The organism is Mesorhizobium sp. M0968 (genome assembly GCF_040319065.1).
Taxonomy (GTDB): domain Bacteria; phylum Pseudomonadota; class Alphaproteobacteria; order Rhizobiales; family Rhizobiaceae; genus Mesorhizobium.
This window is the reverse complement of record NZ_JAMYNL010000013.1, coordinates 58907-72944: the sequence shown is the minus strand read 5'-3', so window position 1 is coordinate 72944 and position 14038 is coordinate 58907. Positions and strand designations below refer to the sequence as shown.

Genomic DNA, 14038 nt, shown 5'->3' with positions numbered 1-14038 from the left:
GCATACCAAGGTATCGGCGATACCAACGTCCAATAGAGCCGACCGGAACTTACTGGCCTCATGGATTGATGCTGGCTCGTCGCGAGCAGCTTTGACCAAGTCAAGAGGAGGTACAGATGTCACCAATATCTTCGATGTCCACCCGCCGGGAAGTCCTCGCAGCATCCGCTGCGGGGGCTATTGCAATGATCACCTCCCCAGGTTTCGCCGAGACCGTTTCGACGAGGGGCAGATCTGCCGCCATCCGTCCGTTCCGTATCCACGTTGCGGACGCGGATCTCGACGACCTCCAGCGGCGTCTCAAAGCGGCGCGCTGGCCCGAACGCGAGACGGTGAAAGACGCCACCCAAGGGGTTCGGCTCGCGACGATGCAGGCGCTCGTGCATTATTGGCGGACCGAATACGACTGGCGCAAATGCGAGGCCTACCTGAACGGCTTGCCGCAGTTCGTGACCGAGATCGACGGGCTGGATATTCACTTCATCCATATTCGCTCGAAGCATGCGAACGCGCTGCCAGCCATCGTCACCCATGGATGGCCCGGCTCGATCATCGAGCAGCTGAAGATCATCGCTCCCCTGACCGATCCGACGGCCCACGGGGGGAGCGCCGCCGAGGCCTTTGATCTTGTCATCCCGTCACTGCCAGGACACGGCTTCTCTGGGAAGCCGACTGCGGCCGGCTGGGATCCAATCCGGATCGCGCGGGCCTGGGGCGAGCTGATGACCCGCCTGGGATACACGCGGTATGTGGCGCAGGGCGGTGATTGGGGGAATGCCGTCACCGAGCAGATGGCCTTGCAGACGCCGCCGGGCCTGATCGCCATCCACACGAACATGCCGGCCACCTTACCGGATGAGGTGTCCAGTGCGCTGGCGTCGGGCGGCCCCGCGCCGTCCGGGCTGTCGGCTGACGAACGCTATGCCTGGGATCAGCTCGATTTCTTTTGGAAGCATGGGCTGGCCTACGCCCAGGAGATGGCAAACCGTCCGCAGACGCTGTACGCGCTGGCGGATTCACCTGTCGGCCTGGCAGCCTGGATGCTCGACCACGATGCACGCAGCTACGACCTGATCGCCCGCGTCTTCGACGGAAAATCCGAGGGTCTGTCCAAGGAAGATATTGTCGACAACATCGCGCTCTACTGGCTGACCAACACTGCGGTCTCGTCGGCGCGCCTCTACTGGGAAAGCAAACTTGCCTTCTTCGCGCCGAAAGGCGTGCCGCTCCCGACCGCCGTGAGTGCATTCCCCGACGAGATCTACACGGCGCCGCGCAGCTGGGCCGAGAAGGCCTATCCCAAGCTGATTTACTACAACCGGCTCCCGAAAGGCGGTCATTTCGCGGCCTGGGAACAGCCGAAGGTTTTCGCAAACGAGCTTCGGGCCGCGTTCGGGTCGTTCCATAGCGCCTGACCAGTTCCAGTGCAGATCTGGCCCCCGGCCCAGGTAAGGGGGTGTGCGCGGCGGCCCGCCGTGCTCGTAAAGGCGGGCGGTCGCGTGTCCTTCATGACGCCATTGTCGATGATCGCCACAGCGGACGGTTGGTCATCGGCGCCCCTCAAGGTGTGACTAGGTAGCCGCGCTTTGCGTGTGCAGCGGTTTCAGCTGCTGCGGATTTGTTCGAGGTGTAAGGGATGGCAAATGAGAAGCTAGCTCCCGGGCCGGTATTTGGGCTCGCCCAGATGTGCTTTTGTGGTGCTCAGCGATTGAGCGGCTAATGGAGAGCCCGATGCCGAGGGCTGTGGCATTGGTCGTTTGAATTCCGTCTCGTCCAGTTCGCAGCCAGTGTATTCGACAATCTGGCGGTTGACGGTTTCCACCCTCCCGTGGGCGACCATGTCGCAGTGGAGGCGGGATGCCGCCGATGACCGAACCGCCAAGCAAGCTCAGCGTCGCGAACCGCCCCTGCGGCCCGCTGTCCCTCCGCAGTGCTTCGTTTGCTTGAGCAAGCTCGGCCGTTGCAAAACAAGCCCTCCGAGCGCCCCGGACAAGGCCGTGCCAGTCTCGCCGGGCTGAAGGGTCTCGCCCAGCGAATGTGCGAGGCTGACCAGGTTGCTGATGCCGCCACTGCCGTCATGAGAAGTACGCAGACGAAATTGACACGGAGCATGCCGAACAATGCGTCCAGCAACGGTTCCGTCACAAGCAGCCAGTCGCCACCAATCCACATGGCAGGAAGCGCCGCGAGGTTGACAGGATCTCCCATCGATCGCTGAAGGTGCTTGACCTCCTCGGTCGGGTTTTCGAAGGTTGCCATATTTCGCAATTGCATGACTCCGAGTGACGCTTGAAATGCTGCGTCTCAACGAAATCATCTCTAAAGAAGGGGAGAGAGGACGCGAATGTTCCGCATCCTTTTGATCGAGCTTTTGCCCAACCACCGACGGAAAAAAACCAGACCAATACCAAGGTGCTATGGATTTTCGGAATGGGAGGGGGCAGCGTTAGCTATTGGGGCATCAAAGTCCCGCGCTTGGGGAGTTAGGTGGCTACGTCAGCGCAGCCTATGCTGGTTCGGGGCGTTCAACTGGATCGAGTGCCTGGCGTTTGTGATTCTTCAACGTCAGGACCAAGGGTATCGCGTTTTCATGCAATTATCAGTGGAGCGCATTGACGACTTGAACCCTCGCACAACTGCCGGCGCCGACCCGTAGGTCGGTCAGTTTGCTCTCCTTTAGCAAAATCCTTTGTTCGCCACCACGCAAGAGTCTCTTCAAGGACCGTTTCAACGCCGAACTGACAAAGCGCTCTCGCAACGAACTGCAAGCTGATCATGCATACCGACGTTCTCCTCGCCGAGAATAAACGGCTTCAGCGCTGTCTCAGCGATCTGGGCAGCGTTATGGCGCTGCCCAGCAAATGGGTTGGTCGCGAGCCATCCCTGATCGCCGGTCAATTACTTGACCTGGTTTTCGGCATGCTGGATCTCGACTTCGCCCACTTGCACTTGAAGGATGCGAGCGACGACCCGCCACTCAAGATAACGCGGCTATCACAATGGGCGCGAAGCGTGGCCACAGCGGAGGATTTCGGGGCGATGCTCGCACCCTTGATGACCGCGGGGGCGCCGCAACGACTTACGGCTGGCGGCAGTGTTCTTACGATCCTGCCTATGCGCCTCGGCGTGCTTGGAGAGTTCGGGCTGCTGGTGACAGGATCGCGGCGGGAGGATTTCCCGCGCGAGACCGAGACAGTTCTCCTGAGTGTCGCGGCTGCCCAGGCGACGATCGGCTTGCAAGCGGCTTCACAACTTAGCGAACAGAAACGCTTTGCCCATGCAGAGCAAGCGCTCGCTGCAAACGAGCGTAATCTCGCGCAATTCGTAAACACGATTCCGGCTCTAGCGTGGTCGGCCCGGATCGATGGCTCGGCCGATTTCTTCAACCAGCACTACCTCGACTACGTTGGGCTTACGCTCGACGAGGCGCTTGGGGCGGGCTGGGTGAAGGCAGTTCATCCGGAGGATCTAGAGGGGTTGATTGCGAGTTGGCATGCGATGTTGGCTTCACGTCAGGCAGGTGAAGCGGAGGCTCGGCTCAAGCGCTTCGACGGGGAGTACCGCTGGTTTCTGTTTCGCACAAATCCTCTGCACGACGAGGCTGGCGGAGTCGTCAAATGGTTTGGCGTCAACATCGACATCGAAGATCGCAAAAAGGTCGAGGAAGCGCTGCGTGCCGGTGAGTGGAACCTTCGCCAGCTAACCGAAACCATCCCTCAGATGCTGTGGAGCGCTACGCCGGATGGATCCATTGACTACTGCAATGCGCGTTTGTTGGATTACACCGGGTTCTCGGTCGATGAAATCATCGGCGGTGGTTGGATCAAAATGCTACACGCCGACGATGTCGAACGGGCCAGGAAAGTCTGGCTTGCTTGCATTGAGAATGGGGCGCCCTATCAGGTCGAAGTGCGAACGTTCCATGCTGCCGACGGCAGCTATCGCTGGGTCTTGACCAATGCGTTGCCGCTCCATGACGACTTCGGTCAAATCCTGCGATGGTACGGCAGTTGCATCGATATCCATGATCGAAAGGCGGCCGAATCGGCTATTGCAGCAAGCGAGCGGACCCTCGCACAAATCATCGATACGATTCCGGTCTACGTTTGGTCGGCTGGTGCGGATGGTAGCACCGATTTCCTCAATAGCGGCTATCTCGAATATCTCGGAATTGGGCGGGACCAGATGCAGGACTGGCCCTGGTCAGCCGTGGTTCATCAGGACGATCGTGAGGCAAGCGCCGGTGTCTGGAAGGACTTGTTAGTTTCGGGGCGTGCTGGTGAAGTACAAGCCCGCTTTCGTCGTTTCGACGGGGAGTACCGTTGGTTTTTATTTCGGGCAAATCCGCTTCGTGATGAAGCGGGGGCCGTCAAGTGGTTCGGAGTTACGATAGATATCGAGGAATTGAAGCGTGCAGAGCAGAAGTTGCGCGCCAGCGAATGGAATCTGCGTCATCTCACGGAGACCATTCCTCAGATGCTATGGAGCGCCAAACCTGACGGGGCGATTGACTACTGCAACACGCGTTTGCTCGACTATACCGGAGTGGCTGCCGGCAAAATCACGGGCGACGGTTGGAGAAGTCTCGTTCATCCGGATGATCTCGCTCAAGCTACGCGCGCGTGGTCCAGGAGTGTCGCGACCGGCACGCCTTATCAGGTCGAAGCGCGCCTCGTCCACGCTGCCGACCGTTCGTTTCGCTGGTGTCTAACCACCGGTCTACCGCTGCGTGATGAAGAAGGGCGAATCCTCAAGTGGCACGGCGTATGTGTCGACATGCATGATTGGAAAGAGGCGCAAGACGAACTCCGCGAGACCCAGGCGGCGCTCGCTCACATGACGCGGGTGATGACCATGAGTCAGCTTACAGCATCGATTGCCCACGAGCTAAATCAGCCTTTGGCTGGCATCATGACGAACGCCGGTACGGCCCTGCGCATGCTGACTGCCGAACCGCCGAATGTCGACGGAGCTCGTGAAACTGCAACGAGAACAATCAGAGATGCTCAGCGTGCATCGGAGGTAATTTCTCGGCTACGCGCCCTCTTCACCAAAAGAACCACGATTTCTGAGGTCGTGGACCTGAATACCGCCGCACAAGAGGTAGTTGCATTGTCATCGAACGAATTACACAAACGCAATGTAAGCCTTCGCGTCAACTTTGCTCAAAATCTACCGCACGTAATAGGTGACCGCGTCCAGCTACAGCAAGTAGTCCTTAACTTCATACTGAATGGCGCCGAGGCAATGGATGAAGTGATGGATCGGCCGAGAGAATTGTTGGTCTCAACTGAGCTGGAACGAACGGGCCATGTTAGGGTTTCGGTCAAGGACGCCGGCAGCGGTTTCGATCCCGCTGTGGCCGAGAAGCTCTTCGGCTCGTTCTATACGACCAAAACCAACGGAATGGGCATCGGCTTGTCGGTTAGCAAAACCATAATCGAGAATCATCAGGGGCGTGTTTGGGCTGAGCGTAACGACGGCCTTGGCTCCGCATTCTACTTCTCCGTTCCTTCTCTGATTGCGGGAACATCAGTCGATAATTCTAAGCACGTCCCGCCGAATTCGGCGGATAGTACTGGAAATCCACAATGATACGACGAGCATATATCGCTGTTGTCGACGACGATGAGTCCATTCGCGAGTCTCTGCCGGATCTAATCGGTGTCTTTGGCCATGAAGCCGAGGCATTCTCCTCGGCAGAGGAATTCTTGGCTTCTAAACGGGTCGATCAAACCAATTGTTTGGTCCTTGACATCGCAATGCCTGGTATGTCCGGCATCGAGCTCCAACGCGAGCTATCGCTCCAAGGTCGGCAGATTCCGATCGTTTTTATCACAGCACATGGCGATGATCGGATTTGTCACCGTCTGCGTCAGAGCGGAACAACCGAATGTCTTCTAAAACCGTTTACTGATACTGCGCTGCTTGATGCGCTCAACGCTGTTCTCCACTAGCGGGTTCAGGATGGTGCGCACGTCGCCCTCGGACCGTGCTCTACCCGCTGCCCACAGCACCTCCCGAAACCCTCGCGAGTCTTCGCGGTTCGGTCACGATCTTTGACGCGGAGAATGGCCGCGGACATTTCGCTCTGCGCTTCATTCCTGAGCTTCGCGATGACTGATCCTACGCGGCGGGGTAACACTGAAGCATTGTATGCCGCCGAGGATTTCATGCAGTGAGAGGGATCGCCTTCGGGCCATCGGAGTTTCGGACCCGGCTTTTCTTTCAGGAAGCAGGAGGGGCGGCTGGCTCTTATCCCCTGAGCGCTCGTGGGCCGCTGACGAACGGACTCTCCCTGACATAAAAGCGCTGCAGGCGGTTCGCATCCTTCGAAATGCCGATCCTGATGCTCTCCCCGATTTCACCGGCGTCGGGGTCATCGCATGCCAGGCCGTGGTCATCGCGTCCGAGCCATAGAGGGCCCTTCCGGCAAAGATCGAGTCCGTCGAGCGAACGATCAATCCGCAGCGCAGCAGAGAGCCTTCCCGGTCCTCGCGCCAGGTCGCGCAGGCGCTCGATGCCGCGATTGAGCCGCATGATCCCCACGCCTTCGAGCGGCTCAAAAGCCCTGATCAGCACGCCGGTTCCGATCCCTTGCAGCTCGCTCGAGACATTCAGCATGTACGAGACACCGTAGGCGAGATAGACATACGCGTGTCCGCGCTCGAGAAACAGCGAACGATTGCGCGGGGTCATCCCCCGGTAGCCATGCCCGGCGGCGTCGCCGACGACATAGGCCTCGGTCTCGACAATGCGACCGCTGGCGACGCCTTCCGGCAATTCACGCACCACCACCTTCCCAACGAGATAACGCGCGAGGGCGGGCGTATCATTCGGCAGTTCCGCGCGAGCGAGCGGGCGGACCATCCTTATCGCGGCCAGGTTTCAGGGTGTACGCTTGACCCATTGCGCGCGCGACCGCCTCGGCTCAAATGGATCGCCGAATACTGCGCCTCTCGGGCCACTTCCTCATCGAGAAACTCCATGATGCTCACTGGGTAGGACGGCCGCCCGTTATAGGCCAGGGCATACTCAGTGACCCAGAGGTCGCCTGCGCCCATAATCCGTCGCACCGTGAAGCGCTTCCGGTTTGGCTGCCCGGCACGAGATGGCTGAGTGTTGCGCAGCCCACGCACGCGCTCGCCCGATCGCGGATAGTCGAGCACCGCGTCCTCCCGATAAATCTGGTGCTCCCCCTCGAAATCATTCGCATCGGAGACACGCCCCAATGGCGATCCACAGCCGCTCGTATCTCCCGATCTTCCACTGTAAATCTCCTTAGCCCCCCTGAGGCAAAAACCTCGCATAGCAGCCAAAGCTTGTCACATCGCCAGCCCGTTTTCGCGCACCGACAATCTTCTTCATTCCTGTTCCCGGAGTGTTCGAGCAAGCGTCTCTCCATAGGGATAAAAAAGCTCCTTACGACCCATCTGCCACGCAGCCCTGAGTTCCGGCGCCGTGATGTCCCAGTCCGGCCGGCATTTCATGGTCACCGCTCGCATGTCCTGCCGCAGTTCCTCCACGGTGGGTCGCCCGAAAAACCAATAACCATTGTATACCTTGTAGACGATAAGGCCCGGCTCCATGACGATAACGTGAGGGATCATGGGGTTGTGGGAGGGATCCGTGTACTCGGCGATATCGAGGTCCTGCTGCACAACGCGCCGCGGGTCCGAGAGAAAAGGCCAATGGGCGCCTACGCCAGAACGATACTCGTTCGTCTCCAGAAGATTGTCCGTCGTAATGGTGACAAGCCGGCAATAACCAACTTCCATCTCACGGTGTAGCTGGACAAGCCCTTCAGCCTGCCGGCGGTCCCTGGGACAATACCCACCCCTACCGAGAACGAGGACCAGGGGGTCTCGTCCCTGCAACTCGGAAAGTGTTTGCCGTGTGGCAGCATGATCCGAGAGTTCATAGTTCGGAAAAACAGACCCGGGAACGATATCGGACCGCATTTTATCCCTCATTGATTAGGTCATAAATTCAAGCCGGCAATCTGACCAGGAAAGCGATACAAACGCAGGAGGGGCCTTAAATCTATTTATACGATAGTGTTCCAATACCATTGGATGGTAACGGCGGTCGCAACTAGGCAAGCCTCTCAATCCCGGCTCGATACCATGGTCTCGGCGATATTATCATCCAATACCGGCTGCCCGCAGTCGGCCCAAAGCCTTGCGTTGGTGTCAATGTGGACGGGTGACCTCCTTCCATTGGTGCAGCTTGGACAGCCGCTCTTCCACTAATGTCCCAAGGTAGAGTTTATGCGGTGGGAGGGGTGCTCCGCTCACCAGCGAGGGTCAGGTTATTGGCAGGTAACCGGTGGCACTGTCGAAGAGGAGTGGCCATTCTCGAGCCACCAGCTCGGAGGGTCTCCCCACACATCCGTCTTGGCCGATGCAGCATCTGTCGAGTTGGATCAAGAAGGTTGTAGGCTGAAGGTAGCTTCAATATTTGGCCACAAGCGGTGGAGGACCAGAAAGTCGCCCTTATCGGGCGATCGTCGATCGCAGACAATGGCTTTCATTGCCTTGAGGGCGTTTGGTTTTTCCATCGGGCATTTCGATCACCGCCAACAAAAATCAACACCAAGGGATAATAGACGTTTGTGTTGTCCGGGGCCATGGTGTGCCGGTGGGGGTAGTAGGCGACAACGGTCATGAAGAAAACCGCACCCGTTTCCTTCGTTGGGATCTGAACTCGGGGAAGAGCGTCATGCGTGTGCTTTCGTCAACGACGACGATGGGGCCTTTCACGTGACCGTCGCAGAACAGAAGAAGCATTGTGCAAAAGCGAGGAAGCCCTCGTGACAAGCCACAATTTCAAACTCATCATCGATAGCATTCCTGCGATGGCGTGGTCAGCTCGGCCTGACGGCCCGACTGAGTTTGTGAGTCAGCACTATCTAGACTACACCGGTCTTTCCAGCGAGCAGGCGAGGGGCTGGGGGTGGACGGTTGCGGTCCATGCTGACGACCTGGATGGCCTGATCGCCACATGGCAGACAATCATAGCCTCGGGTAATGCCGGGGAGACCGAAGCGAGATTGCGCCGATTTGATGGAAGTTATCGGTGGTTTCTTGTGCGCGCTAATCCATTGCGAGACGAGTCTGGAAACATCGTCAAATGGTATGGGGTGAACACTGACATCGATGAGCGGAAGCGGGCTGGGGACAAGGCCGTCGAAGCTGAGGGCGAGCTACAACGGACTATCGACGGAATACCGGCGCTGGTTGCCGCGTATGGCGCCGATGGAGCAGGAATTTCTATCAACAAGCGGGGGCGCGAGTACACGGGGCTCTCTGCTGAGGATGTGGCGAATGGTGGTTGGAGGGGCGCAATCCACCCGGATGACATTGAACTCGAAGAGAGCAAATGGCGCACATGTCTCGCGACTGGAGAACCGTTCGAACTTGAGTACCGAGTGCGAGCGGTCGATGGTACGTATCGCTGGCAGATTGCCCGTCGCGTGCCACTCCATGACCAAGCCGGTAAAGTGATCCGCTGGTACGGTATGAACCACGACATTGAGGGTCGGAAACGGGCGGAAGCTTTCCTCGCGGGCGAAAAACAGCTGCTGGAGATGATCGTATCAGGCAGTTTGCTCCGCGACGTTCTAAGCGCGTTGTGCGAATTTATTGAAAGGGCTGCGCCTGATTGCTTTTGTGACGTTCACATGATCGATTGGATCAGCTCCACATTTGAATATGCCGTGGCTCCTTCTCTGCCGTCTGCCTACAGCGACCCGATAGCGGGGATGCCTGTCAGCGGCGAGTTGTTGCCGTGCGGCATAGCGGCTTTTCAAAACATACAGGTGGTCGCGGTGGACATCGAATCAGATCCACGCTGGTATACCTCGCCTGTTCGGGCCCATGTTCTGCAGCACGGATATAGGTCGGTTTGGAGCACGCCGGTCTGTTCCAGCGAAGGGCGGGTGCTAGCCACCTTTTGCATCGTTCAACGAAAGCCAGCGACCCCATCGCCGCACCACCAGGATCTCATCGCGCACGCCACACAGATCGCCAGCATCGCTATCGAGCGTTCCCTGGTCGAAGCCGCGCTTAGGCAGACCAAAACTTTGCTCTCGGAAGCTCAACGTCTGAGTTCCACCGGGGCCTTCTCATGGCGCGTGGACACAGACGATATCGCATTTTCCGAAGAACTTTATCGTATCTTTGAATTCGACCCGAATTCCCCAGTGACGCTTGAGCAGATCCGTGAGCGAATCCACGCCGACGATATTCCATCCCTAACTGCGCAAATGGCCCGGGTTCGCTCAGGTGAGGGTTATCTGGGCTATGAGATTCGGCTACGAATGTTGGATAACAGGGTCAAGTATCTACGCACATTCGGCCGGGTTATCCGTCATCAGGATGGCCGGGTGGAATGCCTTACCGCAGTTCAGGACGTCACAGAGCGCCGGCAGGCGGAGGAAGCGCTTGGCAAGGCTCGAACTGAACTCGCACATGTCACCAGGGTTTCGAGCCTCGGAGCGCTGACCGCCTCCATAGCTCATGAAGTCAATCAGCCGCTGTCGGGCATCATCACGAACGCCAGTACCTGCCTTCGGATGTTGGCCGCCGACCCGCCAAATGTTGACGGCGCACGCGAGACGGCACATCGCACCATACGCGACGGCAACCTTGCCGCCGATGTGATCGCGCGATTACGTGGGCTCTTCAGCAAACGAGCCCCTACGATCGAGGCGGTAGATCTGAACGAGGCTGCACGCGAGGTAATAGCATTGTCGGCGGGTGACCTTCAGAGAGGTCGCGTGGTTCTACACCCTCAACTTTCTGAGGGGCTTCCGCTCGTCGCCGGCGACCGCGTCCAACTTCAACAAGTGATTATGAACCTGGTGCGAAATGCGGCGGATGCGATGAGTGGGGTCGATGATCGGCCCAGGCGGTTGGTCATCAAAACTGAACACGACGAAGATGATGGTGTGCGTCTCTCGGTGGAAGATGCAGGCACGGGGTTCGGCGCCGATGGTCCGGAGCGGCTCTTCGAGGCTTTCTACACAACCAAGAACGAAGGCATGGGGATAGGCTTGTCCGTCAGCCGCTCCATTATCGACAACCATTGCGGGCGCCTGTGGGCGACAGCGAATGACGGCCCGGGTGCTACGTTTAGGTTTTCCGTACCCGAGTACTCCAAGTATCGCTCGGCAGAGGATGCGAATCTAAGCACGGGTCTCCGAGATCGGCGATGCCAAACACCAGTGGGGGTTAGATGAAACTTACGCATGCACTCGTGTCGGTGGTCGATGACGATAAATCGGTACGCGAGTCCTTGCCAGATTTGCTGCAGGAGTTCGGCTTTAGCGTGAAGACATTCTCTTCAGGGAAGGAGTTCCTCGCGTCTGATGCCGTCGATAAGACCAAGTGCCTCATTCTCGATGTTGCCATGCCTGGCATGACGGGACCAGAGCTGCAAGTCGAGCTGGCGCGTCGCAGAAAGATGATTCCGATCGTCTATATCACCGCGCAAAGGGATAGCACGATTCGGCAGGGTCTCATCGACCGGGGTGCAGTGGAGTGTTTGTTCAAGCCGTTCAGCGATCAGGTCCTTCAGGACGCCCTCGGTTTGGCGCTCCGTGATCCTTGAACCTGGTGGATTGTTAATGCCATCTCAGGAGGATAATTGCGATGTACTCTTATCTAGCGGTTCAACGAGACGGTGCGGCGAGATCATCATCCATGTCGGACGAAACACCTGTCGTATTCATCGTAGACGACGACGTTTCGGTACGCGAATCGTTGGAACTACTCATCTGCTCTGTCGGCTGGCGACCAGAGACGTTCGCCTCAGCAAAGGCGTTCCTCGATCGGTCACGTTCGCTGGTTGCGAACTGTCTGATCCTCGACGTGAACCTTCCTGATCTGAGTGGGCTTGACCTGCAGAGCCTCATTTCCGTTGATCGTACCGACATGCCCATCATCTTCATAACCGGCTACGGGGACGTACCGATGACGGTTAAAGCGATGAAGGCTGGGGCTGTCGAGTTTCTAACCAAACCATTCGACGACGAGGAACTTTTGGGTGCGATCAAGCTGGCATTAGAAAAAAGCAAGACCGCGCTTGCTCTGGACTCTGATTTGCACACCCTTAGGGATCGCTATTCATCGCTCAGCCGACGCGAGCAAGAGGTTATGACACTGGTCGTGCGTGGTCTTTTGAATAAGCAGGTCGGCTTTGAGCTTGGCATCAGCGAAATCACAGTCAAGGCACATCGTGGCCAGGCTATGCGCAAGATGCAGGCCCGATCGCTGGCCGAGCTGGTGAACATGGCGGCCCGGCTCGGCATCGCCTAGTAGTGGCCCTTCCCGCGCCCGGCGTATCGAATTGAACCGCCCCGGGTTTTCCGGAGGCCGTTTCGCATGAGGGCGATCGGCAGCACATTTCAGATCGGCTCGACGCCAGCGCCTCGCGGTGATCGTGGATGAACGTGATCATGGCTTGAACCGGCGGTCGAGCTCCGCCTGGGCAAAATACGCGGAAGCCTTGCGAAGGATCTCGTTGCCCTTGGCGACGCTCGCGGTTCTCGCGTTCCAAAGCCTTGAGTTTCGTCGCCACATCCGTAGGCACACCGGCTCGCACGCCACTATCGGGCTCGGCCTTCTTCACCAACTCATGCAGCGTCTGCGCCGTGCAGCCGATCTTGGCGGCGATCGACGAGACCGCCGCCACTGCGAGGCATGCTCGCCTTCGTGATCCTCGGCAGAGAACTGTTGGTCGTATTGCTTGTCATGGCCCCACCTTCTCAGGAGTTGGAGCCTCCGATCAAGCGGGGGCGGTTCAATTCAAACGCCATCGCGCGGTGGGAAGCCCCATCAATCCCAAGGTATTGACGACACCATCGTACTATCGCCCTGCTCGCAATCTTCGACCACTTACTGCTGTCTACGAGGCAAACAACGATTCCAATTAGAGGATGGTGAGAAAAATGTGGTGATTGGCGGTTTTTCGGCGCGTGTACTGCGATTTAACCATGGGGGATAATGCGGGTTTAAACGTTTAACGAGGTTAAGGTGGTTATGAAACATTACAAACTTCAAAAGTGGGCGTTGCTCTCTTCCGTTGTTGCGGTCCTGCAAGGGTCTGCGCACGTCTTCGGAGAGGAATCAAAGGTGCCCAGTGTTGCTAACGCAGCAGTTGCAGCGAAAGGGAGTACAACGACGGAGAAGATCCGTCTGACACGCAAGAGTGAGGCCTACTGGGAAGTCACTTTCAACAATCCGCCGCTCAATATCGTTGGTCCGTCCGAAGTTCGCGAGCTTGCAAACATTGTTGGCCAGATTGAAGCGGATGCGAGGGTCAAGGTTGTAGTGTTCGACAGCGCGGTGCCAGGCTATTTCATCGCTCACTACGACTTGCTGAGTCCCCTTAATGATTCCACCGGGATGAAGCCGGGGCCAACGGGCATGCATCCCGTACCTGACGTCATGGTGCGACTCAGCCGCCTGAGGGCAGCGACGATTGTTTCAATTCGTGGACGGGCGAGTGGCATCGGCAGCGAGCTTGCGCTCGCGGCGGACATGCGTTTTGCAAGTCGGGAGAAGGCGGTTCTGTCGCAATTTGAAGTCGGCGCCGGTTTCGTCCCAGGCGGCGGCCCAATGGCTCGGCTGCCCCGTTTAATTGGTCGCGGCCGCGCTATTGAAATGTTGATAGGTGCCGAGGGTTTTGATGGCGAACTTGCCGAACGCTACGGTTATGTAAACCGAGCGCTGCCCGACTCAGAATTGGACGGATTTGTCGACGCCTTGGCGAAGCGCATCGCTTCGTTCGATGGGCAGGCGATCGCTGACGCCAAGAGGCTCATCAATCAGGCTAGTTTGCCCCCGGATTCGGAAATGCAGCCGGGTTGGGACGCATTCATCACTTCTGTGCAACGACCTGCAGCGCAGGCGCGTGTGAAGGACCTTGTCGATGAAGGTTTGCAGCAGCCCGGCGACGTCGAGAAGAACCTGGAGCGATACACAGCCAGATATCGAGAATAGTGTTCGAAGCCGGAATTCGATGGAGCAACCTC

At 58.0% G+C, this 14038-nt stretch carries 9 protein-coding genes, 2 pseudogenes and 1 other annotated feature; of the genes and pseudogenes, 7 read left to right on the top strand and 4 right to left on the bottom strand.

The window, feature by feature from the left end; genetic code table 11:
• Nucleotides 1–116 precede the first annotated feature (116 nt).
• From NKH67_RS21450 to NKH67_RS21440, 3 genes are all read left to right on the top strand, one after another.
• On the top strand, nucleotides 117–1415 hold the full coding sequence (locus NKH67_RS21450) for an epoxide hydrolase family protein (RefSeq protein WP_352502305.1): 1299 nt from the start codon (nucleotides 117–119) through the stop codon (nucleotides 1413–1415).
• A gap of 1360 nt (nucleotides 1416–2775) precedes the next feature.
• Nucleotides 2776–5595, top strand: coding sequence for a PAS domain-containing protein (locus tag NKH67_RS21445; protein ID WP_352502306.1), 2820 nt, complete (start codon nucleotides 2776–2778; stop codon nucleotides 5593–5595).
• Nucleotides 5592–5957, top strand: a complete 366-nt coding sequence (locus NKH67_RS21440; RefSeq protein ID WP_352502307.1) for a response regulator transcription factor — start codon at nucleotides 5592–5594, stop codon at nucleotides 5955–5957. Before NKH67_RS21445 ends, NKH67_RS21440 begins: the two co-directional genes overlap by 4 nt.
• Before the next feature lie 298 nt (nucleotides 5958–6255).
• On the opposite strand, the gene NKH67_RS21435 is transcribed toward NKH67_RS21440, so the two are convergent.
• The 3 genes and pseudogenes from NKH67_RS21435 to NKH67_RS21425 all read right to left on the bottom strand — a co-directional run bounded on the left by NKH67_RS21435 (nucleotide 6256) and on the right by NKH67_RS21425 (nucleotide 7961).
• A complete protein-coding gene (locus NKH67_RS21435) occupies nucleotides 6256–6870 on the bottom strand; it encodes a DNA-3-methyladenine glycosylase (RefSeq protein ID WP_352502308.1) in 615 nt (204 codons plus the stop codon).
• Nucleotides 6871–6888: 18 nt separating this feature from the next.
• Nucleotides 6889–7270 (bottom strand): annotated as a pseudogene (locus tag NKH67_RS21430) (nuclear transport factor 2 family protein).
• A gap of 94 nt (nucleotides 7271–7364) precedes the next feature.
• Nucleotides 7365–7961 carry a redoxin domain-containing protein gene (locus NKH67_RS21425; RefSeq protein ID WP_352502309.1) on the bottom strand — a complete coding sequence of 199 codons (597 nt, stop codon included), beginning with the start codon at nucleotides 7959–7961 and terminating at the stop codon, nucleotides 7365–7367.
• An 851-nt stretch (nucleotides 7962–8812) separates the two neighbouring features.
• On the opposite strand from NKH67_RS21425, the gene NKH67_RS21420 reads away from it, so the two are divergent.
• The 3 genes from NKH67_RS21420 to NKH67_RS21410 all read left to right on the top strand — a co-directional run bounded on the left by NKH67_RS21420 (nucleotide 8813) and on the right by NKH67_RS21410 (nucleotide 12320).
• Nucleotides 8813–11242: a PAS domain-containing protein gene (locus NKH67_RS21420; protein WP_352502310.1), complete on the top strand. Its 2430-nt coding sequence runs from the start codon at nucleotides 8813–8815 to the stop codon at nucleotides 11240–11242.
• Complete coding sequence (locus tag NKH67_RS21415) at nucleotides 11239–11613, top strand: response regulator (protein WP_352502311.1); 375 nt, start codon at nucleotides 11239–11241, stop codon at nucleotides 11611–11613. The genes NKH67_RS21420 and NKH67_RS21415 overlap by 4 nt, the downstream gene beginning before the upstream one ends.
• A 92-nt stretch (nucleotides 11614–11705) precedes the next feature.
• Complete coding sequence (locus tag NKH67_RS21410) at nucleotides 11706–12320, top strand: response regulator transcription factor (protein ID WP_352502312.1); 615 nt, start codon at nucleotides 11706–11708, stop codon at nucleotides 12318–12320.
• 69 nt (nucleotides 12321–12389) lie between these two features.
• Nucleotides 12390–12504, bottom strand: a sequence feature (AL1L pseudoknot).
• Here NKH67_RS21410 and NKH67_RS21405 read toward each other — a convergent pair.
• A pseudogene (locus NKH67_RS21405) lies at nucleotides 12413–12773 on the bottom strand (hypothetical protein); the annotation flags it as partial. It overlaps the preceding feature by 92 nt.
• 270 nt (nucleotides 12774–13043) lie before the next feature.
• Here NKH67_RS21405 and NKH67_RS21400 point away from each other — a divergent pair.
• Complete coding sequence (locus tag NKH67_RS21400; RefSeq protein WP_352502313.1) at nucleotides 13044–14006, top strand: enoyl-CoA hydratase/isomerase family protein; 963 nt, start codon at nucleotides 13044–13046, stop codon at nucleotides 14004–14006.
• Nucleotides 14007–14038 lie beyond the last annotated feature (32 nt).